The 21,896-nt window shown below is 42.9% G+C and carries 19 protein-coding genes; 14 read left to right on the forward strand and 5 right to left on the reverse strand.

Translation table 11 applies throughout. The features are described from left to right. Window positions 1-61: 61 nt before the first annotated feature. The gene (nagE, locus tag ACTG7X_RS08785) at window positions 62-1,528 is read left to right on the forward strand and encodes an N-acetylglucosamine-specific PTS transporter subunit IIBC (RefSeq protein ID WP_439258104.1); all 1,467 of its coding nucleotides are present in this window, start codon (window positions 62-64) and stop codon (window positions 1,526-1,528) included. Between the two features lie 48 nt (window positions 1,529-1,576). Here the strand turns inward: nagE and mutH are convergent, their stop codons facing one another. Genes mutH through ACTG7X_RS08800 form a run of 3 tightly spaced genes read right to left on the reverse strand, consistent with a single transcriptional unit; the run spans window position 1,577 to window position 4,265 of the window. Then, complete coding sequence (gene mutH / locus ACTG7X_RS08790) at window positions 1,577-2,254, reverse strand: DNA mismatch repair endonuclease MutH (protein WP_439258105.1); 678 nt, start codon at window positions 2,252-2,254, stop codon at window positions 1,577-1,579. 1 nt (window position 2,255) lies between these two features. After that, the gene (locus ACTG7X_RS08795; RefSeq protein ID WP_439258144.1) at window positions 2,256-2,798 is read right to left on the reverse strand and encodes a methylated-DNA--[protein]-cysteine S-methyltransferase; all 543 of its coding nucleotides are present in this window, start codon (window positions 2,796-2,798) and stop codon (window positions 2,256-2,258) included. Between the two features lie 54 nt (window positions 2,799-2,852). Next, on the reverse strand, window positions 2,853-4,265 hold the full coding sequence (locus ACTG7X_RS08800) for an outer membrane protein transport protein (RefSeq protein ID WP_439258106.1): 1,413 nt from the start codon (window positions 4,263-4,265) through the stop codon (window positions 2,853-2,855). A 194-nt stretch (window positions 4,266-4,459) separates the two neighbouring features. Here ACTG7X_RS08800 and ACTG7X_RS08805 point away from each other — a divergent pair, with 194 nt between their 5' ends. The 12 genes from ACTG7X_RS08805 to ispH all read left to right on the forward strand — a co-directional run bounded on the left by ACTG7X_RS08805 (window position 4,460) and on the right by ispH (window position 16,187). Next, window positions 4,460-4,756, forward strand: coding sequence for a YfcZ/YiiS family protein (locus ACTG7X_RS08805; RefSeq protein ID WP_439258107.1), 297 nt, complete (start codon window positions 4,460-4,462; stop codon window positions 4,754-4,756). Window positions 4,757-4,885: 129 nt separating this feature from the next. Continuing rightward, window positions 4,886-5,722, forward strand: coding sequence for a class II glutamine amidotransferase (locus ACTG7X_RS08810; protein WP_439258108.1), 837 nt, complete (start codon window positions 4,886-4,888; stop codon window positions 5,720-5,722). 581 nt (window positions 5,723-6,303) lie between these two features. Beyond that, on the forward strand, window positions 6,304-6,963 hold the full coding sequence (gene rppH, locus ACTG7X_RS08815; RefSeq protein ID WP_439258109.1) for an RNA pyrophosphohydrolase: 660 nt from the start codon (window positions 6,304-6,306) through the stop codon (window positions 6,961-6,963). A gap of 1 nt (window position 6,964) precedes the next feature. Then, entirely contained in the window at window positions 6,965-7,756 is a 792-nt protein-coding gene (locus ACTG7X_RS08820) for a sulfite exporter TauE/SafE family protein (RefSeq protein ID WP_439243665.1), read from the forward strand. A gap of 15 nt (window positions 7,757-7,771) precedes the next feature. Further along, a complete protein-coding gene (lgt, locus tag ACTG7X_RS08825) occupies window positions 7,772-8,584 on the forward strand; it encodes a prolipoprotein diacylglyceryl transferase (protein WP_439258110.1) in 813 nt (270 codons plus the stop codon). A 9-nt stretch (window positions 8,585-8,593) separates the two neighbouring features. Further along, window positions 8,594-9,445 carry a thymidylate synthase gene (locus ACTG7X_RS08830; RefSeq protein WP_439258111.1) on the forward strand — a complete coding sequence of 284 codons (852 nt, stop codon included), beginning with the start codon at window positions 8,594-8,596 and terminating at the stop codon, window positions 9,443-9,445. 680 nt (window positions 9,446-10,125) lie between these two features. Further along, window positions 10,126-10,644 (forward strand): tRNA adenosine(34) deaminase TadA, encoded by a 519-nt coding sequence (tadA, locus tag ACTG7X_RS08835; protein WP_439258112.1) that lies wholly within the window; start codon window positions 10,126-10,128, stop codon window positions 10,642-10,644. Between the two features lie 87 nt (window positions 10,645-10,731). Beyond that, window positions 10,732-11,034, forward strand: coding sequence for a BrnT family toxin (locus ACTG7X_RS08840; RefSeq protein ID WP_439258113.1), 303 nt, complete (start codon window positions 10,732-10,734; stop codon window positions 11,032-11,034). Then, window positions 11,009-11,224 carry a hypothetical protein gene (locus tag ACTG7X_RS08845; protein WP_439258114.1) on the forward strand — a complete coding sequence of 72 codons (216 nt, stop codon included), beginning with the start codon at window positions 11,009-11,011 and terminating at the stop codon, window positions 11,222-11,224. The genes ACTG7X_RS08840 and ACTG7X_RS08845 overlap by 26 nt, the downstream gene beginning before the upstream one ends. Window positions 11,225-11,406: 182 nt before the next feature. After that, a complete protein-coding gene (gene ileS, locus ACTG7X_RS08850) occupies window positions 11,407-14,211 on the forward strand; it encodes an isoleucine--tRNA ligase (RefSeq protein ID WP_439258115.1) in 2,805 nt (934 codons plus the stop codon). 528 nt (window positions 14,212-14,739) lie between these two features. Next, a complete protein-coding gene (lspA, locus tag ACTG7X_RS08855; protein ID WP_439258116.1) occupies window positions 14,740-15,243 on the forward strand; it encodes a signal peptidase II in 504 nt (167 codons plus the stop codon). Then, the gene (gene ispH / locus ACTG7X_RS08860) at window positions 15,243-16,187 is read left to right on the forward strand and encodes a 4-hydroxy-3-methylbut-2-enyl diphosphate reductase (RefSeq protein ID WP_439258117.1); all 945 of its coding nucleotides are present in this window, start codon (window positions 15,243-15,245) and stop codon (window positions 16,185-16,187) included. The genes lspA and ispH overlap by 1 nt, the downstream gene beginning before the upstream one ends. A gap of 52 nt (window positions 16,188-16,239) precedes the next feature. On the opposite strand, the gene ACTG7X_RS08865 is transcribed toward ispH, so the two are convergent. Further along, on the reverse strand, window positions 16,240-16,866 hold the full coding sequence (locus ACTG7X_RS08865; protein WP_439258118.1) for an FKBP-type peptidyl-prolyl cis-trans isomerase: 627 nt from the start codon (window positions 16,864-16,866) through the stop codon (window positions 16,240-16,242). Window positions 16,867-16,890: 24 nt separating this feature from the next. Then, window positions 16,891-17,763 (reverse strand): archaetidylserine decarboxylase, encoded by an 873-nt coding sequence (gene asd, locus ACTG7X_RS08870; protein WP_439258119.1) that lies wholly within the window; start codon window positions 17,761-17,763, stop codon window positions 16,891-16,893. A gap of 211 nt (window positions 17,764-17,974) precedes the next feature. Here asd and purL point away from each other — a divergent pair, with 211 nt between their 5' ends. Further along, window positions 17,975-21,868 carry a phosphoribosylformylglycinamidine synthase gene (gene purL / locus ACTG7X_RS08875; protein ID WP_439258120.1) on the forward strand — a complete coding sequence of 1,298 codons (3,894 nt, stop codon included), beginning with the start codon at window positions 17,975-17,977 and terminating at the stop codon, window positions 21,866-21,868. Window positions 21,869-21,896: the final 28 nt, after the last annotated feature.

Raw genomic sequence — 21,896 nt, forward strand, 5'->3', positions numbered from 1 at the left:
GAGTAAAATTTCTTTTGCTGTAAGGGAATAAATTAAAACTTCAAATATTAAGGAGATTATTATGAGTACTCTCAATTATTTACAAAAAATCGGACGTGCCTTAATGGTGCCAGTGGCGGCATTGCCAGCTGCAGCATTGTTAATGGGCGTGGGGTATTGGCTTGACCCTGATGGTTGGGGCGGCAATAGTCAACTGGCGGCATTGTTGATTAAATCGGGCGGCGCCATTATCGATCAAATGCCGTTCCTCTTTGCCATTGGTGTGGCCTTTGGTATGTCAAAAGATAAACACGGTTCAGCGGCATTGTCAGGATTAGTCGGTTACTTAGTGGTAACGACCTTGCTTTCCCCAGGTGCGGTGGCCCAATTACAGGGTATTCCAGCGGATCAAGTGCCAGCCGCCTTTAATAAAATCAATAACCAATTTATTGGGATTTTAGTCGGGGTCATTTCGGCGGAATTGTATAATCGTTTCCACACCGTCGAATTGCCGAAAGCCTTGGCATTCTTTAGCGGTAAACGCTTAGTGCCGATTGTGGTGTCATTGGTGATGATTCTGGTGGCCTTTGTGCTACTTTACGTCTGGCCAGTGATTTTCGGTGGTTTAGTGTCTTTCGGGGAATCCATTAAAGATATGGGTGCAACGGGTGCGGGTATTTATGCGTTCTTTAACCGTTTGCTCATTCCTGTGGGCTTACACCATGCGTTAAATTCCGTGTTCTGGTTTGATGTGGCCGGTATTAATGATATTCCGAATTTCTTAGGTGGCGCACAATCCTTAGCCGACGGCAAAGCGGTTGTCGGGGTAACGGGGATGTATCAAGCCGGTTTCTTCCCTGTGATGATGTTCGGTTTGCCTGCTGCTGCCTTGGCCATTTATCACAGCGCTAAACCGGCCAAAAAAGCACAAATTGCCTCCATTATGTTTGCGGCGGCTTTGGCTTCTTTCTTCACCGGTATCACAGAACCCCTTGAATTTGCCTTTATGTTTGTGGCGCCTGTGCTTTATGTGGTGCATGCCTTATTAACTGCCGTGTCGGTCTATATCGCGGCTAGCATGCACTGGATTGCCGGTTTTGGTTTCAGTGCGGGGTTAGTGGATATGGTGCTTTCTTCACGCAATCCGTTGGCGGTGAACTGGTATATGTTAATCGTGCAAGGTTTGGTTTTTGCTGGTATTTACTATGTGTTATTCCGTGCCGTGATTAAAATGTTTAACCTCAAAACGCCGGGTCGTGAAGAGGATGAGGTGGCAGAAAACGTGGTGACAACAGGGGATCAACATGCGAATCATGACCAACAAGCCGTATTGTTCGTGCAAGCCCTTGGGGGTAAAGAAAATCTCAGCAATATTGATTATTGCACCACCCGATTACGTTTAACCGTGCAAGATATGACAAAAATCAATGAAAACCAACTTAAAGCGCTAGGTTCGAAAGGTGTGGTTAAATTGGGTGAAAATGGTCTGCAAGTGATTCTCGGTTTAGAGGCAGAATTTATTGCGGAAGCCATGAAAAAAGTCAGTTAATTAAGCTGAAATCGACAGCAATGCCCTGTGGAATAACAGGGCATTTTTTTATCTGGCTTGTAAGAAATTCTGCAGAATTTCTGCAGTAAAGGCTTTGCGTAAATAAAAGCCTAACGGCAAAGTGTCGATCAGTTCGCCATGTTTGCCAATGCCTTTTGTGAGCGCTCGGCTATTGGCGCCTTTGGGTCGTAGCTGCAACACTTCACCCAAGGTGGCATTAATCTGTTCGACTTGACCAAGAACAATATATTCCATTAATTCTTCCCAATCTTGTCGAAGTCGTTGTTCTTGTTGTGGGTTCGGTTGCCATAGAATCGGCTGACCAATATAACGCTCGGCCAGTGGAATAGACCGTTCGCCTTGCACAGGAATCCATAACACTTTACTGAGTTTATGTTTTACATGTGAATGTTGCCAGTCCACACCAGAATTTTGTACTAACGGCGCAAGGCTAACAAAAGTGGTTTCTAACGGATAGCCTTGTGCATTAATGGGAATGGTTTTTAACTCAATGCCCAAATGTGCGAAATCTTGCTCGGGCTTACTGCCAGCTTTGGCCCCTAAAGCGGTTTCAATTAGCTGACCAACCCAACCTTTATCCCGTTTTAAATCTGCAGGCACGCTTATGCCCAATTCCTCTGCCAATTCGGCAAAGGTTAAGCCGGCAATGGCATTGGCACGTTGCAATAGGGCTTGTTCGGTGAGTGGGGAGCTGATTTTTTTCATATCAAAGTGCGGTGTATTTTTTCAATAATTTTTGTTTCACATATTCCACGCCCTTATTCACATAAGGGATCTGTTCTAAATCTAAGAGATAACGTTTTGTCGGTAAACCGCCACCAAACCCCGTGAGTTGGCGATTTTTGCCTAGGATTCGGTGACAAGGAATAATAATGCTAATCGGATTACGCCCCACAGCCCCGCCCACGGCACGTACCGCTTTAGGCTGATTGATTTGTTGTGCGAGTTCCGCATAGCTTAAGGTTTGACCATAGGGAACTTGACGTAACGCTTGCCAAATCCGTTGCTGAAATGGCGTGCCTTGTGGCGCAAAGGGAATATCCGCAAAGGTTTCCGGTTCGCCTTGAAAATAGCGGTCAAGTGCGGTGCAAATTTGTTGAAAAATCGCTAAATCAGGTTGATATTGCCAACGTGGATTGGGGGCAATTTGTTCAAGCTCAAAGTCTAAATGAGTGAGCTGATGATTTTCCGCTAAGATTAATAGCTTACCAATGGGAGAAGCATAATAGCAATAGTCGATCATGGTGATTCAATAAAAAAGGGCGTAAAAATTACGCCCGATTATATGCTAATTTGTGATCAATTAGAAACGATAGTTTACGTTTAAGCCGTAAAGGTTGGCAGTGGCTTTTACTTTCACATCAGTCACGATTTTACCAGCAGAAGTGATAAGTTCTTCTTTAAAGCTATTGTTTGAACCACGTAAGTGAGCAAAACCAACATCAACAGAAAGATCCGGGGTAAAACGATAGGTTGCTCCTAGGCTGTACCATACACGGTTAGTATCTGGAATTGAGATAGAATGATGTTCATTTGCCGCGGTTTCATCATAGGCAATACCCGCACGTACAGTTAATGCGTCAGTTGCGTTATAGGTGGCACCCAAGGCTAAACGAGAACTATCACGATATTTTTCGGTTTTTTGGAATAATTCGTTACCAGAAGAACCTACCGCACGTAATTCTTTAAATTTAGACCATTCAGTGTATTTCCAGCTATAGTGGAAAGCAAATTTATCCGTCACTTGATGGAAACCTGATAATTCCCAGTACGCTGGCAATGGTAAAGTTAATGAACCTGATTGATTACCTTGAGATAACGTGTAATCTGGTGTAATTCTTAATGCTTCGCCACCATCGCTATATTCACCGGTAAAATCAATATCGATTTTAGAATGGTAAGCTAAACCAAAACGGCTATTTTCAGTGACTTGCCACATTAAACCGGCATTCCAACCAAATCCCCATTTATCACCTTCGATTTTACGTAAGGTAGCAGAAGATGGATTGGCTGCAGCTGTTTGGGCGGATGCAATGGCTTGCTGTGCTGCCGATTTGTAGCCTGCTGCCGCAGCGTAATCGCCCCCTTGTGCAGCGGCTGTGGCGTAGGCTGCATTGGTTTGGGCCGCAACAAGATAAGGTGCAGCGGTTAATGAGCCTAAACGACGCTCAATGATGGCATCTGCATAAACGGCATTGACACCTAAACCTAAGGTTAAACTATCTAATACTTTATAAGAACCGCTTAAATTAAAGTTTAAGGCAGTTAAATCGGTTTTTCCTGCGATAAAGCCAGCAGAATAGTTATCATCATATTCTGTTGCTAAACCATAGTTCACATTTAATCCCCCACCGATTGCAAATTTATCGTTGATCGGGGCAACAAAATAAATGTTAGGCACGAGCGCACCTTTCGCAATGTCTTTTGCGTTCGCATTAGTATCGGCACCTGTGCCATATAATGTAGTACCCTCAATATCAATATTTGGATCCACATAAATTGCACCTAAAGAGAGTTCAGTGCGTTTAAATAAACTCATTAATGCTGGGTTGGTGGCTACCACACCCGCGTTATCCGCAATCGCCGCTTCACCCGCATAAGCACGGCCTAAACCAGAGGTTGAAATTTCCGCTAATTGGAATGCTGCGGCATTGGCTGCGCCTGTAGCGGCCAATAAAGCAGAGGATAATAAGGTTTTAGTAAAAAGATTTTTCATGGATTTTCCTAGTAAATAGTTAACATTTCTGTAAAAATTAGTCGAATTCTAATTAACTCAACAAGATAGTTCAATCTTTTTTGCCCATAACGTAGCTGTTCCGACCAGTCGTCAGAAAACGCATTACAGCGTAAATCATTAGTGATAAACTTAGCTGAAACGATTAATGTTTGTGAATATAAAGAGGAAAAACAATGTCGAACAATTTAACCCAACGAATTGAACAAACCAGTCGCTGTGGTTCAAAAACAAAAGCCAACGGCTTTTTTGATGGTACAGAAAGTGCGGTGAAAATTTCACAAGATTTTACTAATCAACAAGCAGCAGAACAAACCTTAGCTTATTTCACGCAACAGGCGAGAGCGGTAGAAAGCGAGCCTTGTGAAATACAAAGCAACATTCAACCTAATGAAAATGGGGTGGTGTTAACCATGCAAATGCAATTTTGTTGTGAAGTGGAGGCGGTGTTATTTCAAATGAAGATAGCATGATCTTATGTATTTTTCGGTGTTTTAATTCGAATTTGATCTAAAAAATTTTTTCAAAAAATATTGTAAATGTTCAAATTATCGTGTTAAATCACTGTTAAATGTAAGGGTTTATTTTTTAGGTTTTTTTCTATGTGTCAATTGTTGGGAATGAATTGTAATACGCCAACGGATATCGTGTTTTCCTTTGAGGGATTTCGGCGTCGTGCGGGACTGACAGACAGTCATTCTGACGGTTTTGGGATTGCTTTTTTTGAGGGCAAAGGCGTACGCATTTTTCGTGATAATCGTCCCGCCGCCTTGTCGCCGATTGGGGATTGTGTTAAACAATATAACATAAAGTCATTAAACGTAATTGCCCATATTCGCAAAGCCACCCAAGGCAGCGTGGATATTGAAAACACGCACCCGTTTATTCGGGAAATTTGGGGCGAAAATTGGGTGTTTGCGCATAACGGCAATTTGCACGATTTGCCCGATATGACGGGCAGTTTTTGTCAGCCGATAGGTTCGACTGATTCTGAAGCAGCGTTTTGTTATATGGCGGAAGTGTTAAAAACACGTTTTCAGCGTAAACCCTCTGAACAAGAAATTTTTTCAGCAGTGCAAGAAGTGACGGAATTTTTATCTCAACACGGCACCTTTAACTTTATCCTGTCGAATGGCGAATGGATGATTGGCCATTGTTCTACCAACCTCCATTATTTGACCCGTCAAGCACCTTTTGGTAAGGCACAACGTATTGATGACGAGGGCGTGATTGACTTTAATGATTACGCCAAAGAGGGCGATAAGGTCACAATTATTACCACTTTCCCATTAACCAAAGATGAAAAATGGACAAAAATGCTGAGTGGCGGTTTTGTGTTTTTCAAAGATGGCGCAAAAGTGAAAGAAATTATTGGCGTAGAAAAAGCGATTATTGATGATGGCACCTTGGGCGATCGTCAGGTCAATGAATGTGTATAACATTTTCGGTGAGTATCCGATAAGAAAAAGAGGCATAAATGTTCGTTTATGCCTCTTTTTATCGGTGAATTGTCTTGTCTAAAAAATAGACGGCGGGATGTGCGGTATTTTATTTTCTTCATATTGTTTTTCTATCTGATTAATAAATAAAGATAAATTTTGTTATTTTGCACCGCAGTTAATTTTTCTTTTAGGTTATCATTGAAACTGTCACAATTTTATCCACAGCCAGAGAGAATAAATGTGCCATCTTCTTTGAATTTAACCGATTTTGTCAACCTGTACAGGTGGAATTGTGTATGATTCTGTGGAAAAGTGCGGTGTCATTTACGCCTGATTTTTTATGCTGGATCTTTAAGCAAAAAGCCCAAATGCCTTGTCTAATAAAATGTTTTTGTGCGATAAATGAATTTATCTTTTTTTATTCAAGGCTTTTCCCCATGTTATACACCGCGTTATACACAAGGCCAAGAAAATGCGCTGATGAAGATAAAAAGAGATAGAGTATTGGCTAAAATCACAGATTGTGCCATAATCCAACACAATACATTCAGATTAGCTAATTTTAAGGATAAACGATAGTGATCGATAGCGATGGCTACCGTCCCAATGTGGGTATTGTCATTTGTAATCAAAAAGGGCAAGTGCTTTGGGCAAAAAGGTACGGACAAAATTCGTGGCAGTTTCCGCAAGGGGGGATCAATGATAATGAAACGCCTGAGCAGGCCATGTACCGTGAATTATATGAAGAAGTGGGATTAACCAAAAAAGACGTTCGTATTGTTTGTTCCTCTCGGCACTGGTTACGTTATAAGCTACCGAAACGTTTGTTACGTCATGACAGTAAGCCGATTTGCATTGGACAAAAACAAAAGTGGTTTTTGTTGCAGTTAATGAGTGATGAACAAGCACTTAATATGAATTGCAGTAAAACCCCTGAATTTGATGGTTGGCGTTGGGTGAGTTTTTGGTATCCGGTGCGTCAAGTGGTGTCTTTTAAGCGTGAAGTGTATCGTAAAGCCATGAAAGAATTTGCTTTGGCGTTATTTGATCCACATAAAACGGATGTGCTGTTGGTTAATTCTAAAGTGACAGCAAAAGAAAAGGCGTCAGACAGCGTGCAAGAGATGCCGAAAGAAACCGCAAAAGACAACCCGAAAGAGAGAGCAAAAGGCATGCCAAATCGGTCGCCTTATTACCATAAATCTCAACAAAAAACCAAGAAAAAACGGAGATATTAAGATGTTATCATTTTTACTGATTTGCCTCGCCGTGGGCTGTGTGGTCGGCTTTCTCGCTGGCTTATTTGGGATTGGCGGTGGCTTAGTGATTGTGCCGGTGTTGGTGTATTTATTGCCCATGATGGGGATTCCTGATCCGATGTTGATGTCAGTGGCTTTGGGAACATCATTCACTACGATCATTATTACAGGTGCTTCCTCCGCCTATAATCATTACAAATCGGGTAACATTGTGTGGCCATCCTTAAAGATTTTTGCGCCCGCTATTATGGTAGCCACTTATTTAGCCAGCTTTTTTGTGAGCCAGCTGCCTAAAGCCTATTCCAGTAAAATTTTTGCTTGTTTGGTCGTGTATTTAGCGATCAAAATGATCTTGTCTGCGAAATCCAAAATGCAAAATAAACCCTTAACCACGCAATCTGCGATTATTGGCGGTGGCCTGATTGGCATTGCCTCCAGTTTTGCGGGCATTGGTGGCGGTGGTTTTATTGTGCCATTCTTAAATGCAAGAGGCTATGAAATGAAACAAGCCATTGGCTCTTCCTCTTTTTGTGGTATGTTGCTCGCAACATCGGGATCCTTAAGTTATATTTCCAGTGGTTGGCACTTAGAGAATATGCCTGATTGGTCACTTGGTTATGTGTATTTACCCGCCGTGTTAGGCATTACGTTAACCTCTATGTTTACCACCAAATTAGGTGTGATGGTGACCAATCGCTTACCGGTGGCGACCTTAAAACGTTGTTTTGCGGTATTTTTAATTTTTGTGGCATTAAAAATGTTAATTAGCTAATTCAAAAGGGAATTTATGCACGATTTTATTCATTTACCTTATATTGACCCCGTTGCCCTTTCACTGGGTCCGATCCATTTACATTGGTACGGTGTGATGTATTTATTGGGCTTTGGCTTTGCCTATTGGCTCGGTATGCGACGGGTTAAACAGTCGCCACACACGTGGAATACCGATCAATTCGATCAACTGCTTTATGGCTGTTTTGCCGGCGTGATCTTAGGTGGTCGTATTGGCGACGTGTTCTTTTATAGTTTTGACAAATTCCTACAAGATCCGCTGTATTTATTCCGAATCTGGGAGGGCGGCATGTCGTTCCATGGTGGATTAATCGGGGTGATTGTAGCCATGATACTCATATCCATACGCCAAAAACGCAGCTTCTGGCAAACCGCCGATCTGATTGCACCGCTCGTGCCATTTGGTTTAGGCTTAGGCCGTTTAGGCAATTTTATTAACAATGAATTATGGGGTCGCCCCGTTGAAAATCTGGACGCCGTGCCTTGGGCCATGTTCCCCTATGGCTATCAAGGTGACATTCCCTTGCACCCCTCACAATTATATGAGGCGATATTAGAGGGCGTGGTGTTATTTGTGATTTTAAATTTATTTATTCGTAAGCCACGTCCAATGGGCGCCGTGTCAGGGTTATTCTTGATTGGTTATGGCTGTTTCCGTTTCTTGGTGGAATATGTGCGAGAAATCGATCATCACGTGAATACGGCGCAAGATCTGATTACCCGTGGTCAGTTGTTGTGTTTACCGATGATTATCGGCGGGCTGATGATTATATGGTGGGCGTACCGTAAAAGTGCGGTGAAAAAGTAAGGAATTTTTATGCGACAATATTTAAATTTATGCCAACGTATCATTGATAAAGGCACTTGGATTGAGAACGAACGAACAGGCAAACGTTGTTTAACCGTGATCAATGCCGATCTGGAATATGATGTAGCGAATAACCAATTTCCGATTATTACCACAAGAAAAAGCTATTGGAAAGCCGCCATTGCTGAATTTTTAGGTTATATTCGTGGTTATGATAATGCCGCCGATTTTCGTCAATTGGGTACAAAAACTTGGGACGCCAATGCCAATGAAAATCAGGCTTGGTTAACTAATCCGAATCGTAAAGGTACCGACGATATGGGCCGAGTTTATGGTGTGCAAGGCAGACGTTGGCAAAAGCCAAACGGCGAAACTGTGGATCAATTACGTAAAATCGTCAATAATTTAAGTAAAGGCATTGATGACCGTGGTGAGATTTTGACCTTTTTAAACCCTGGTGAAATTGAGCTTGGCTGTTTACGTCCTTGTATGTACAGTCACACATTCTCTTTGTTGGGGGATACTCTTTATTTAACTAGCTATCAGCGTTCTTGTGATGTGCCATTGGGTTTGAATTTTAATCAAATTCAAGTGTTTACGTTCTTAGCATTAATGGCACAGATTACCGGTAAAAAAGCCGGCAAAGCCTATCATAAAATTGTAAATGCGCATATTTATGAAGATCAGCTTGAATTAATGCGTGATGTGCAGCTAAAACGTGAGCCGTTTCGATCACCTAAGTTAGAGATTAATCCAGAGATTAAAAGCCTTGAAGATTTAGAGACTTGGGTGACGATGGATGATTTTAAAGTGGTGGGGTATGAGAGTCATGGGGCGATTAAATATCCGTTCAGTGTTTAACGGATTTCGCCGTTGGCGACCGTACTTTCTTTTGCTTGTGCAAAAGAAAGTAGGCAAAGAAAAGCACACCCCGACTTCACCGCTTTTCTGAGCTTATTTGGTATTTTCTTCACGCTAAATTTTGAACTCGCTACGCTCAGACAGGCAAAATTTAGCTAAAAATACCAAAACGCTCAGGCGGTTCAGACGGGGCCCCAGTTTTTGATCGAGCGTAGGTAAGAGTGCGGTGAGAAAATAGGTATTTTTTAAGCTACGGGCTACGGAGTAGCGTTTCCATGCTTAACCTAGTACGAGAGTACTAGGTTCTACCACGAAATACACCTAGCCCTTGCGTACTAGGTTAAATACAGTAAAGCTACTCCGTAGCTTGCACTGAATTTTGTTATTTCACCAATGGGGTCCCCATGTTTGCCGCCTGAAAATACTTTAATTTGTAGGAAAATGGCGTCTGTCTGAGCGAAGCGAGTTCAGCCATTTTCCGTTAAGCAAATTAAAGTATTTTCAGGAAACAAGGCAAAGTTGGGGCGTGCTTTCTTTTTGCTTACTTTTGCTTTGCACGAGCACAAAATCCAAAGGATTTTGAACGTTGGCTATGCCAACGGCCCGAAGGGCGAGCGTAGCGAGTAAAGAAAAAGTAAGTCGCCAACGGCGAAACCCGATTTAAAATACAAAGACAAATGATGAAAGAAAATCAAATTCAAACCCAACACCAACTCGATCAACATTTCATTCAACACGCCCTCGATCTCGCCCAAAAAGCCCAAGATCTCGGCGAAATCCCCGTGGGTGCCGTCCTCGTTGACGAAAACAACCACATCATCGGCGAGGGCTGGAATCAATCCATCACCCACAACGATCCCACCGCTCATGCCGAAATCATCGCATTACGTCAAGGGGCAGAAACTATCCAAAATTACCGCTTACTCAACACCACACTCTATGTCACTCTCGAACCCTGTACCATGTGTGCCGGTGCCATTTTACACAGTCGCATTAAACGCCTTGTTTTTGGTGCATACGATTACAAAACTGGGGCTGTAGGTTCACGTTTTCATTTCTTTGATGATTATAAAATGAACCATGTTTTAGAAATTACAGGGGGCATTTTAGCGGAAAAGTGCGGTGAAAAATTGAGTGATTTTTTTAAGCAAAGACGTGAGCAGAAAAAACAGCAAAAATTGCTACAACTAGATAATTAAGAAAAATTGTTTAGATTTTACTCTGCTTGTCAAACTAAAGAAAATAACTTAGAATCAGAATAAATATAAATTGTAGGGTTTCAAACCGTGGCTACCGTTAGGAAAATTGTGAATGGTGTTGTCTTTGAATGGGATAGCGATAAAGAAAAATTGGTATTCAACCAACATGATATTCACTTTGAAGAATGTATCACCGTATTTAATGATGTGAATTGTGTGACGGTTGAGGATAACCGCTTTAAGTATGATGAGAACCGTTATATCACCATCGGATTAAGCGTTAAGGCTCGATTATTAGTGGTAGCTTGGGCCGAAAGAGAAAACCATATTCGTTTAATTACAGCAATAAAGGCAGATAAAAGATATGAGCAAAAATACAGAAATAGATAAAGGCTATTTTGATGACTTTGATATTGAACATGCGACTATTATTCAGCACCCTTTAGTGGCAAAAGTACAAACTACATTGCCAACACAGTTACTAGAGAAAGATGTTAGCGATTGGTTACAGCGTCAACCAGCTACTAAAATTCATCAGGTTAATGAATTAATTCGTAATGTGATGTTGCTGGCGAGTTGATGTGTTGTTATCTTCGCATAGATTTGCAGTTTACTTAGCAAGTAAATGCACTATATCCCTTTCTTTTAAGTATGTAATTTAGGTTTAATCTTTCCTTATTTCAGCGTATAATGCGTGCATTCCTTTGTATTAATTTTGGTTAATACGCTCTCTTTTATGTAAATTTATAAATTGGTAAAAATATGTCAGAACAAGTTGATTACAAAAATACCTTAAACCTACCTGAAACAGGTTTTCCAATGCGTGGGGATTTGGCGAAACGTGAACCCGCTATGTTAAAAAATTGGTACGATAAGCATCTTTATAGCAAAATTCGCCAAGCAGGCAAAGGCAAGAAAACCTTTATTTTGCATGACGGCCCTCCTTATGCAAACGGCACAATTCATATCGGTCATGCGGTGAACAAAATCTTAAAAGATATGATTGTCAAATCCAAAACCGCATTAGGTTATGACTCGCCTTATGTGCCGGGTTGGGATTGTCACGGCTTGCCGATTGAGTTGAAAGTCGAGGGCTTGGTGGGTAAGCCGAATCAGAATGTCACGGCGGCTGAATTTCGTGCGGAATGCCGTAAATATGCCACTGAACAAGTAGAAGGTCAGAAAAAAGATTTTATCCGTTTGGGCGTGATTGGGGATTGGGATAATCCTTATTTAACCATGAATTTTGCGACCGAGGCGAATATTATCCGTGCGTTTGGTAAAGCGGTAGCGAATGGACACTTATACAAAGGGGCAAAACCGGTATATTGGTGTTTAGATTGTGCCTCTTCGCTTTCCGAGGCGGAAGTCGAATATGAAGATAAAACCTCACCGTCTATTTATGTAAAATTCCAAGCCGCCGATGAAAGTGCGGTGGAAAAAGCCTTTAATTTAACTGAAAAAGGGCAAGGCAAATTATCCGCAGTGATTTGGACCACAACCCCTTGGACCATTCCGTCTAATAAAGCCATTGCGTTGAATGCAGAATTTGACTATCAAATCGTGCAATTCGGTGACGAACGCTTGATTCTGGCCAAAGAACTGGTGGAATCAGTGGCGAAAGCCATTGGCGTAGAAAGTTGGAAAGTACTTGGTTCTGCCAAAGGTGCCGATCTGGAATTATTGCCATTCAATCACCCATTTTATGCCTATCAAGTGCCGTTTATTTTAGGCGATCACGTTACCTTAGACGGCGGTACGGGTTTAGTGCATACTGCACCAGATCATGGTCAAGACGACTATGTGGTGGCGCGTCAATATGATATTGGCATGGCTGGATTGGTTGGCAATGACGGTAAATTTATCAGTTCAACAGAATTTTTTGCTGGTCTTGGCGTGTTTGAAGCCAACGGCAAAGTGTTAGAAAAATTAGACGAAGTGGGGGCATTACTCAAATTAGAAAAAATCCGCCACAGCTACCCACATTGCTGGCGACACAAAACCCCAGTGATTTTCCGTGCCACCCCACAATGGTTTATTGGTATGGAAACCAAAGGGTTACGTCAACAGGCATTAAGCGAAATTAAAAAAGTCCGTTGGATCCCAGATTGGGGTCAAGCGCGTATTGAAAAAATGGTGGAAAACCGCCCAGACTGGTGTATCTCACGTCAACGTACTTGGGGTGTGCCGGTGGCGTTGTTTATTCATAACGAAACCGAACAATTACACCCACGCACGCAAGAATTAATTGAACAAGTGGCAAAATTAGTGGAACAAAACGGCATTCAGGCTTGGTGGGATCTCGATCCAAAAGACTTGCTTGGTGACGATTCAGCACATTACCACAAAGTACCAGACACCCTTGATGTGTGGTTTGACTCGGGATCCACCTATTCTGCGGTAGCGCCACATCGTCCTGAATTTGGTGGTAATGAACCGGATATGTATTTAGAGGGTTCCGATCAACATCGTGGTTGGTTTATGTCATCGTTAATGCTTTCCACGGCAACGGACAATAAAGCCCCTTATAAACAAGTGCTGACCCATGGTTTCACGGTGGATGGTCAAGGTCGCAAAATGTCAAAATCTATCGGCAATATCGTCACCCCACAACAGGTGATGGATAAATTCGGTGGTGATATTTTACGCCTTTGGGTGGCCTCCACAGACTATACCGGTGAAATGACGGTTTCAGATGAAATCTTAAAACGTGCTGCTGACAGCTATCGCCGTATTCGTAACACCGCACGTTTCTTATTGGCGAACTTAAACGGTTTTGATCCGACACGTGATCTTGTCAAACCAGAAGACATGATCGCCTTAGACCGTTGGGCCGTGGATTGTGCATTACAGGCACAAAATGAAATTAAAGATAATTACGACAACTATCAATTCCACGCCGTGGTGCAACGTTTGATGAAATTCTGTTCTATCGAAATGGGGTCATTCTATTTAGATATTATCAAAGACCGTCAATACACCACCAAAGCGGACAGCCTTGCACGCCGTAGCTGTCAGACCGCTTTATGGCATATTGCCGAGGCCTTAGTGCGTTGGATCGCCCCGATTTTATCCTTTACTGCCGATGAAATCTGGCATTATATCCCAGGTGAACGCAGTGAATTTGTGTTTACCGAAGAATTTTACGACGGTTTATTTGCCTTAGACTCAAATACACAATTTGATGACGCTTACTGGCAACAAGTGTTAACCGTACGTGATGAGATCAACCGTGTATTAGAAACCGCACGTAATGACAAAGTGATTGGTGGTAGCTTAGAATCAGAAGTCACCATTTTTGCTAATCAAGAATACCAAACCTTATTAGAAAAATTAGGCAATGAATTACGCTTTGTGACAATCACATCCAAAGCGGATGTAAAACCATTGGCCACAGCCGACGTGGCCGAGGGCGAAGTAAAAGGCTTAGCGATCAAAGTGATTCGCTCTGCTCACCACAAATGCCCACGTTGCTGGCACTATTCCGACAGCCCAGCAGAAAACACCTTGTGTTCACGCTGCGAAGAAAATGTCAATGGCAATGGCGAAGTGCGGAAATTTGCGTAGGTGAAAACCCTCACCCTAACCCTCTCCCAAAGGGAGAGGGAATAATGAGCATAATTTTTGTAGTAAATATAATAGATACGGACGTAACGGGGCCCCGTCTGAACCGCCTTGGCGACTTGAAATTTTTAGGTAAAATCGCCATGTTTACTCACTGCGTTCGCCCTACGGGTCGTTGCTAAAGCAACGTTCAAACGCTAAAGCGTTTGTGAGCGTAGCGAGTTGCGATTTTACCGTTAAAAAATTTCAACCAAGCCAAGAAAAGCGGTGAAGTCGGGGTGTGCTTTTCTTTGCCTACTTTCTTTTGCACAAGCAAAAGAAAGTATGGTCGCCCATCGGGCGAAATACGATCTTACTAAAAGTAAAGAAAAAGTAAGTCGCCAACGGCGAAATACGTTCTAGCTACAAGCAAAAGAAAGTATGGTCGCCCATTGGGCGAAATACGATTTTACTAAAAGCAAAGAAAAAGTAAGTCGCCAACGGCGAAACCCGATTTAAATTAAAATCAACCCATTTTATAAAAAACAAAAAATGACATCAAAACAAAACAAAAACGGCTTACATTACCTCTGGCTCGCCCTTATCGCCTTTATCGCCGATCTTGCGACCAAATACCTTATCGTAGAAAACTTCCAACTCTACGAAAGCATTAACATCCTCCCCATTTTCAACCTCACCTACGCCCGCAACACTGGCGCAGCCTTTAGTTTTCTCGCTGATCACGGCGGTTGGCAAAAATACTTTTTTATTATCTTAGCTTTGGCCATTTCCGCCGTATTAATTTATTTTTTGAAAAAAAACACCGCACTTCAAAAGCTACAAAACACCGCTTATGCCTTAATTATCGGCGGTGCATTAGGTAATATGGTGGATCGCATGTACCACGGTTTTGTGGTGGATTTTTTTGATTTTTATTGGCAAGATTGGCATTATCCGGTGTTTAACGTGGCCGATATTGCCATTTGTGTGGGCGCCGGTTTATTAGTGCTAGACGCATTAAAAAACGGTGATAAAAATAAGGTGGAGAAAAAATAGTGAAAATTATTTTAGCCAACCCTCGGGGATTTTGTGCCGGTGTCGATCGTGCTATTAGCATTGTTGAGCTTGCCTTAGAAATTCATGGCGCCCCTATTTACGTGCGTCACGAAGTGGTGCATAACCGTTTTGTAGTGAATGGTTTGCGTGAACGTGGGGCAATTTTCGTGGAAGAATTAAGCGAAGTGCCTGATGGGGCGATTGTGATTTTCTCTGCTCACGGTGTGTCACAAGCGGTGCGACAAGAAGCCAAAGATCGGGAATTGAAAGTATTTGACGCCACTTGTCCATTGGTGACCAAAGTCCACATGCAGGTGGCCCGAGCCAGTAAAAAAGGCACCAAAGCCATTTTAATTGGTCATAATGGTCACCCTGAAGTACAGGGTACTATGGGGCAATATAGTAATGATGACGGCGGTATTTTCTTAGTGGAAGATGTGGAAGATATTGCTAAACTCAAATTACGAGATGACGAAGATCTCACCTTTATGACCCAAACCACGCTATCCATTGATGATACGGCAGATGTGATTGAAGCCTTGAAACAGAAATACCCAAGTATCCAAGGGCCACGCAAAAATGATATTTGTTATGCCACCACTAACCGTCAACAAGCGGTGCGAGATTTAGCGGAACAATCGGATTTAGTCATTGTAGTGGGGTCTAAAAATTCATCTAATTCAAATCGCTTGGCAGAACTTTCTAACCGTATGGGAACGCCAGCCAAATTGCTTGACGATGCAGCAGATATTGATCCTGCATGGTTAAATGGGGTTGAAACCATTGGTTTAACGGCGGGTGCATCTGCTCCTGAAGTATTAGTGAAATCGGTGATTGATCGCCTAAAAGCATTGGGCGTGACCGACGTCGAAGAACTGGCAGGGCAAGAAGAAGATATTGTGTTTGAAGTGCCGAAAGAGTTACGGATTAAAGAAGTGAGTTAACTCAGAAAAAAGATAGAGAAAGTGCGGTGGAAAACACCGCACTTTTTTGTGATTAAAGAATACCTAACAATTCCACGTCAAACACTAACACGCTAAATGGCGGAATAGATTGACCGGCACCGCGTTCGCCGTAGGCTAAATTATGTGGAATGGTTAAACGCCATTTGGAACCCACAGGCATTAATTGTAAGGCCTCAGTCCAACCGGCAATCACGCCGCTAACTGGAAATTCAGCCGGCGTGCCACGCACCACAGAACTGTCAAAAGTCGTACCGTCAATCAGTTTACCCGTATAATGTACACGCACTTTGCTGTCACGGCTTGGTTTATTGCCTGTTCCGGTGGTAATGATTTCATATTGCAAACCGCTTTCAGTGACTTTCACGCTCTCTTTTTTCGCATTTTCCACTAAGAACGCACGGCCTTCTTCTTCAATTTGTTGAAATTGTGCTTGCGCCGCCGCTTGAGCCTCTTGTTGAATTTGTTGTAAGGCTTTGCTCACTTCTTCTAAGGCGATAGCGGGTTTATTTTGGTTTAATACATCATAAATCCCTTTCGCCACGGCTTCAGCGGACACTTGCATGCCGCTGTCAGCGAGCTGTTGACCGATTTGTAAACCGATTCCGTAACCGCCTTTTTCGGCGGTGCTTTCTAATTTTACTGTATCAAAAATTGACATGATTTTTCCTTTTTGGTTAATAAATTATTTTTTGTAAGCCAATACTTGGCCGACTTGCGTGACCGTATCGACATCCAAATTATCTGCTAAACGCACTTGATTGGCTTGGAATAAATTAATCACCGTTGACCCCAACTGGAAAGCGCCCATTTCTTGCCCTTTACGCAAGGTTGGTGCATTGCCACCAGAATAATCCCAGCTTTTTACTTCTTTGGCTCGAGGTGGATTAATCACGCCCGCCCAAGCGGTGCTAATGCTGGCGGTGATGGTGGCGCCGACTAAGATTTGAATCATCTTGCCAAAAGCGGTATCAAACACACAAATTACCCGCTCATTGCGTGCTAACAAATTCGGCACATGGGTATTTAAAAATGGGTTGACCGAGAACAGCTCGCCCGGTACATAAATCATTTTAGTGAGTGTGCCATCACAAGGCATATGCACACGGTGATAATCCCGAGGCGACAAGTAAGTGGTGGCAAAGGTACCATTTTTGAAATCAGCCACTAATGCCTGATCGCCAGCCAATAAATCTTCAAGGCTGAAAAAATGCCCTTTGGCCTGCAATAATAAATTGTCGGCAATTTGCCCACATTGACTAATTCGTCCGTCTGCGGGCAGACAAAGTGCGGTGCTTTCTTGATTAATTTCTCGTGCGTCTGCTTTTAACGGGCGGATAAAAAATTCATTGAAACTGGCATAAGCGGTAAACGCTGTTTTTTCCGCTTCTTGCATATTCACCTGATATTTTTTCGCAAATAACTTAATGGCAAAATGCGTCACGGCGCCCCATTTTTGCTTGGCAAACCAGCCCGCCAATTGGGTTAAATAAAGTTGTGGCATGACATATTGAAAGGCAATCTTGGTACGTTGCCAGTAGGTTAATGGTGCAGTCATCTTGTCTTTCCTTTAAAATGAAAGGGAGGATTATAACATTATCTTGCTTTTTGGCGAAATGAAATCCGATGGTATTGATTATTTTAATTGACATCGGTTTTTACGTTTCTCCCTTTTTCTTTGAATTTCTTACGCAAACGTTTTCGTTAAACGTTTTTTCCTTTATAATAAGCGTGTTTTATTTATCCCACTATTTTCGAAGGAAAAACCAATGTTCCAAATTTTCCGTGGCTCACCAGCCTTATCTGAATTTCGTTTAAATCAATTAGCGACTCGCTTTCAAAAAGCCCATTTACCTGTCAAATCCTGCTATGCCGAGTATGTGCATTTTGCTCATTTGTCTGCTGAATTGACAGCCGAAGAAACCACAGAATTAGAAGAACTTCTGCATTATGGTCCAACACTGGCACAACACGAACCGCAGGGCGAATGCTTTGTCGTGATTCCTCGGGTTGGCACCATTTCTTCTTGGTCATCGAAAGCTACCGATATTGCTCATAATTGCGGTTTAGATAAGGTGTTGCGGTTAGAGCGTGGTTTAGCGTTTTATTTTGCATTTGAGCGTAGCTTAACGGAAGATGAACAAATTGCGTTGACTTCCCATATTCACGACCGAATGATGGAAAATGTGGTGCGTGATCCACAAGATGCAGCAAAATTATTTGAACAGCAAGATCCGAAAGCCTTTACTACTGTAGATATTTTAAGCGGTGGTCGTCACGCCTTAGAACAGGCTAATGTGAATTTAGGCTTGGCGTTGGCGGACGATGAAATTGATTATTTAGTGGAAAATTTCACCGCACTTGGGCGTAACCCCGTGGACATTGAATTGTATATGTTCGCACAAGCCAACTCGGAACATTGCCGCCATAAAATCTTTAATGCGGATTGGGTGATTGACGGCGAAAAACAAGAAAAGTCCTTGTTTAAAATGATCAAAAATACCTTTGAGAAAACCCCCGATTATGTGCTGTCCGCTTACAAAGACAATGCGGCGGTGATGAATGGTTCAAAAGTCGGGCGTTTCTTCCCTGATGCAGACGGGCAATATTGCTATCACAATGAAGATGCTCATATTTTGATGAAAGTGGAAACCCACAACCACCCAACCGCCATTTCACCATTCCCAGGGGCGGCAACAGGTTCGGGCGGTGAAATTCGTGATGAAGGGGCGACGGGACGGGGGGCCAAACCAAAAGCAGGGTTAGTGGGTTTTTCCGTATCTAACTTAGCGATCCCAGGTTTTGAGCAACCTTGGGAAAATCCGTTATCCAAACCAAATCGCATTGCTTCGGCGTTAGACATTATGATAGATGGACCTTTAGGCGGTGCGGCATTTAACAATGAATTTGGTCGCCCTGCCTTGTTGGGTTATTTCCGTACCTATGAAGAAAAAGTGAACAGCTTTGCAGGTGAAGAAGTGCGTGGTTATCACAAGCCGATTATGTTGGCAGGCGGGATCGGTAATATCCGTGCCGAACACGTACAAAAAGGCGAGATTGCCGTTGGCTCAAAATTAATTGTGTTGGGCGGTCCTGCCATGAATATCGGTTTAGGTGGCGGTGCGGCATCTTCTATGGCATCAGGTAAATCCAAAGAAGATTTAGATTTTGCCTCCGTACAACGAGATAACCCTGAAATGGAACGCCGTTGTCAGGAAGTGATTGACCGTTGTTGGCAGTTGGGGGATGACAACCCGATTTTGTTTATTCACGATGTGGGTGCTGGCGGTTTGTCTAATGCAATGCCTGAGCTTGTACATGACGGCGGTCGTGGCGGTAATTTTGAATTACGCAAAATCTTAAGTGATGAACGGGGCATGTCGCCGTTAGAAATTTGGTGTAACGAATCACAAGAACGCTATGTGTTAGCGGTATCGCCTGAAAAATTACCGTTATTTGAAGCACTTTGTCAGCGTGAACGTGCCCCTTATGCGGTAATCGGTGAAGCCACCGAGGAACTTCATTTAACTCTTAACGACAGCCATTTTGGTAACAAACCCATTGATTTGCCAATGAATGTGTTATTAGGCAAAACCCCGAAAATGACCCGTGATGTGCAGTCAACTGCGGTGCAAAATTCGCCAGTTTCGCAAAGCAATATTGCATTAAAAGAAGCATTGCACCGTGTTTTACGCTTACCTGTGGTGGCAGAAAAAACCTTCTTAATTACTATTGGTGACCGTTCTGTCACGGGAATGGTGGCTCGTGATCAAATGGTCGGTCCGTGGCAAATTCCTGTGTCTGATGTGGCAGTCACAACAGCTTCCTTAGACAGCTATCACGGCGAAGCCATGACCATTGGCGAACGGGCTCCCGTGGCATTATTAGATTTCGCCGCTTCTGCTCGTTTAGCGGTCGCGGAAAGTATCACCAATATCGCTGCCACCAATATCGGCGATATTAAACGCATTAAACTCTCTGCCAACTGGATGTCAGCGGCAGGACACAAAGGCGAAGATGCAGGTTTATATCAAGCAGTCAAAGCCGTGGGTGAAGAACTTTGCCCTGCTTTAGGCTTAACCATTCCTGTGGGCAAAGACTCCATGTCAATGAAAACCACTTGGCAGGAAGACGGCGAACAAAAATCCGTGACAGCTCCGTTATCGTTAGTAATCAGTGCTTTTGCTCGGGTGGAAGATGTACGCAAAACCGTGACCCCACAATTACGCACCGATCAAGGGGTAACTCGTTTATTGTTAATTGACTTAGGTGAAGGGAAAAATCGCCTTGGTGCAACGGCATTAGCACAAGTTTATAAACAATTAGGCGACAAACCAGCGGACGTAGTCAATGTGAGCTTATTGAAAAACTTCTTTAATGCGATGCAAACTCTGGTTCAAAAGGGTAACTTGTTAGCCTATCATGACCGTTCAGACGGTGGTTTAATTGTCACTTTGGCTGAAATGGCGTTCGCAGGACATTGTGGTGTATCAGTGCATATTAGCACTTTAGGCGATAACGATCTTAGCGTGCTATTTAATGAAGAACTTGGTGCGGTTATTCAAGTGCGAGAAAGTGAGCTTAATGCCGTACGTGATGTGTTAAACCAACACGGGCTACTTCATCTAACCAAAGAACTGGGCTATGTGACAGAAAATGATGAATTTGAGATTTACCGTGGCAATAAACTATTACTTAGTGAAAAACGCTCTGAATTACGAGGTATCTGGGCGGAATTAACCCACCAAATGCAACGTTTACGTGATAACCCTGAATGTGCGGATCAAGAATTTGCAGCCAAGAAAAATGCCGATAATAAAGGATTCTCAGCCCATTTAAGCTATGATGTTAATAAAGATGTGGCTGCACCTTATATTGCGAAAGGACTAAAACCACGTATTGCAATTTTGCGTGAACAAGGGGTGAATAGCCATGTTGAAATGGCAGCCGCCTTTGATCGTGCAGGCTTTGCGACCATTGATGTACACATGAGCGATCTGCATAATGCACGCCATAACCTCAAAGATTTCAATGCGTTAGTAGCTTGTGGTGGGTTCTCTTATGGTGATGTTCTCGGTGCAGGCGGTGGCTGGGCAAAATCTATTCTATTTAACACCGCACTTCGTGATCAATTCCAAACCTTCTTTGAACGTGAAGATACACTAGCATTAGGGATTTGTAACGGTTGCCAAATGATTTCCACGCTTTCCGAGATTATCCCAGGCACAGAAAACTGGCCACGTTTTGTGCGTAACACCTCTGAACGTTTTGAAGCTCGTGCAGCATTAGTGCGAATTAACCAAAATAATTCCCCTTGGTTTGCTGGTATGGCAGGATCCCATATGCCAATTGCCGTATCCCACGGGGAAGGTCGGGTCGAATTTAAACACGCCAACCAATTACAAGGCTTGCGTGATCAAGGCTTGATTATTGCCCAATATGTGGACAACAATATTCAACCAACGGAAGTCTATCCAGCCAACCCGAACGGATCAGTAGACGGTATTACCGCCCTTTCCAATGCCAACGGACGCGTCGCGATTATGATGCCTCACCCAGAACGGGTATTCCGTGCCGTGAGCAACTCTTGGTATCCACAAGACTGGAACGAAGACGGTGCTTGGATGCGGTTGTTTAGAAATGCGAGAGTGTTTTTTAAATAGCAATAAAGAAAAATGGATAACCTCATGA

It is taken from the genome of Lonepinella sp. BR2271, assembly GCF_051851515.1.
Classification (GTDB): domain Bacteria; phylum Pseudomonadota; class Gammaproteobacteria; order Enterobacterales; family Pasteurellaceae; genus Lonepinella.

Coding starts and splice junctions, on each gene's coding strand:
- mutH (WP_439258105.1), bottom strand. CDS start 2,254: ATGAAAAAAATCAGCTCCCCACTCACCGAACAAGCCCTATTGCAACGT.
- lspA (WP_439258116.1), top strand. CDS start 14,740: ATGACATCAAAACAAAACAAAAACGGCTTACATTACCTCTGGCTCGCC.
- ACTG7X_RS08800 (WP_439258106.1), bottom strand. CDS start 4,265: ATGAAAAATCTTTTTACTAAAACCTTATTATCCTCTGCTTTATTGGCC.
- ACTG7X_RS08845 (WP_439258114.1), top strand. CDS start 11,009: ATGAGCAAAAATACAGAAATAGATAAAGGCTATTTTGATGACTTTGAT.
- ACTG7X_RS08830 (WP_439258111.1), top strand. CDS start 8,594: ATGCGACAATATTTAAATTTATGCCAACGTATCATTGATAAAGGCACT.
- ileS (WP_439258115.1), top strand. CDS start 11,407: ATGTCAGAACAAGTTGATTACAAAAATACCTTAAACCTACCTGAAACA.
- nagE (WP_439258104.1), top strand. CDS start 62: ATGAGTACTCTCAATTATTTACAAAAAATCGGACGTGCCTTAATGGTG.
- ACTG7X_RS08810 (WP_439258108.1), top strand. CDS start 4,886: ATGTGTCAATTGTTGGGAATGAATTGTAATACGCCAACGGATATCGTG.
- purL (WP_439258120.1), top strand. CDS start 17,975: ATGTTCCAAATTTTCCGTGGCTCACCAGCCTTATCTGAATTTCGTTTA.
- ACTG7X_RS08820 (WP_439243665.1), top strand. CDS start 6,965: ATGTTATCATTTTTACTGATTTGCCTCGCCGTGGGCTGTGTGGTCGGC.
- tadA (WP_439258112.1), top strand. CDS start 10,126: ATGAAAGAAAATCAAATTCAAACCCAACACCAACTCGATCAACATTTC.
- ACTG7X_RS08805 (WP_439258107.1), top strand. CDS start 4,460: ATGTCGAACAATTTAACCCAACGAATTGAACAAACCAGTCGCTGTGGT.
- ACTG7X_RS08865 (WP_439258118.1), bottom strand. CDS start 16,866: ATGTCAATTTTTGATACAGTAAAATTAGAAAGCACCGCCGAAAAAGGC.
- asd (WP_439258119.1), bottom strand. CDS start 17,763: ATGACTGCACCATTAACCTACTGGCAACGTACCAAGATTGCCTTTCAA.
- lgt (WP_439258110.1), top strand. CDS start 7,772: ATGCACGATTTTATTCATTTACCTTATATTGACCCCGTTGCCCTTTCA.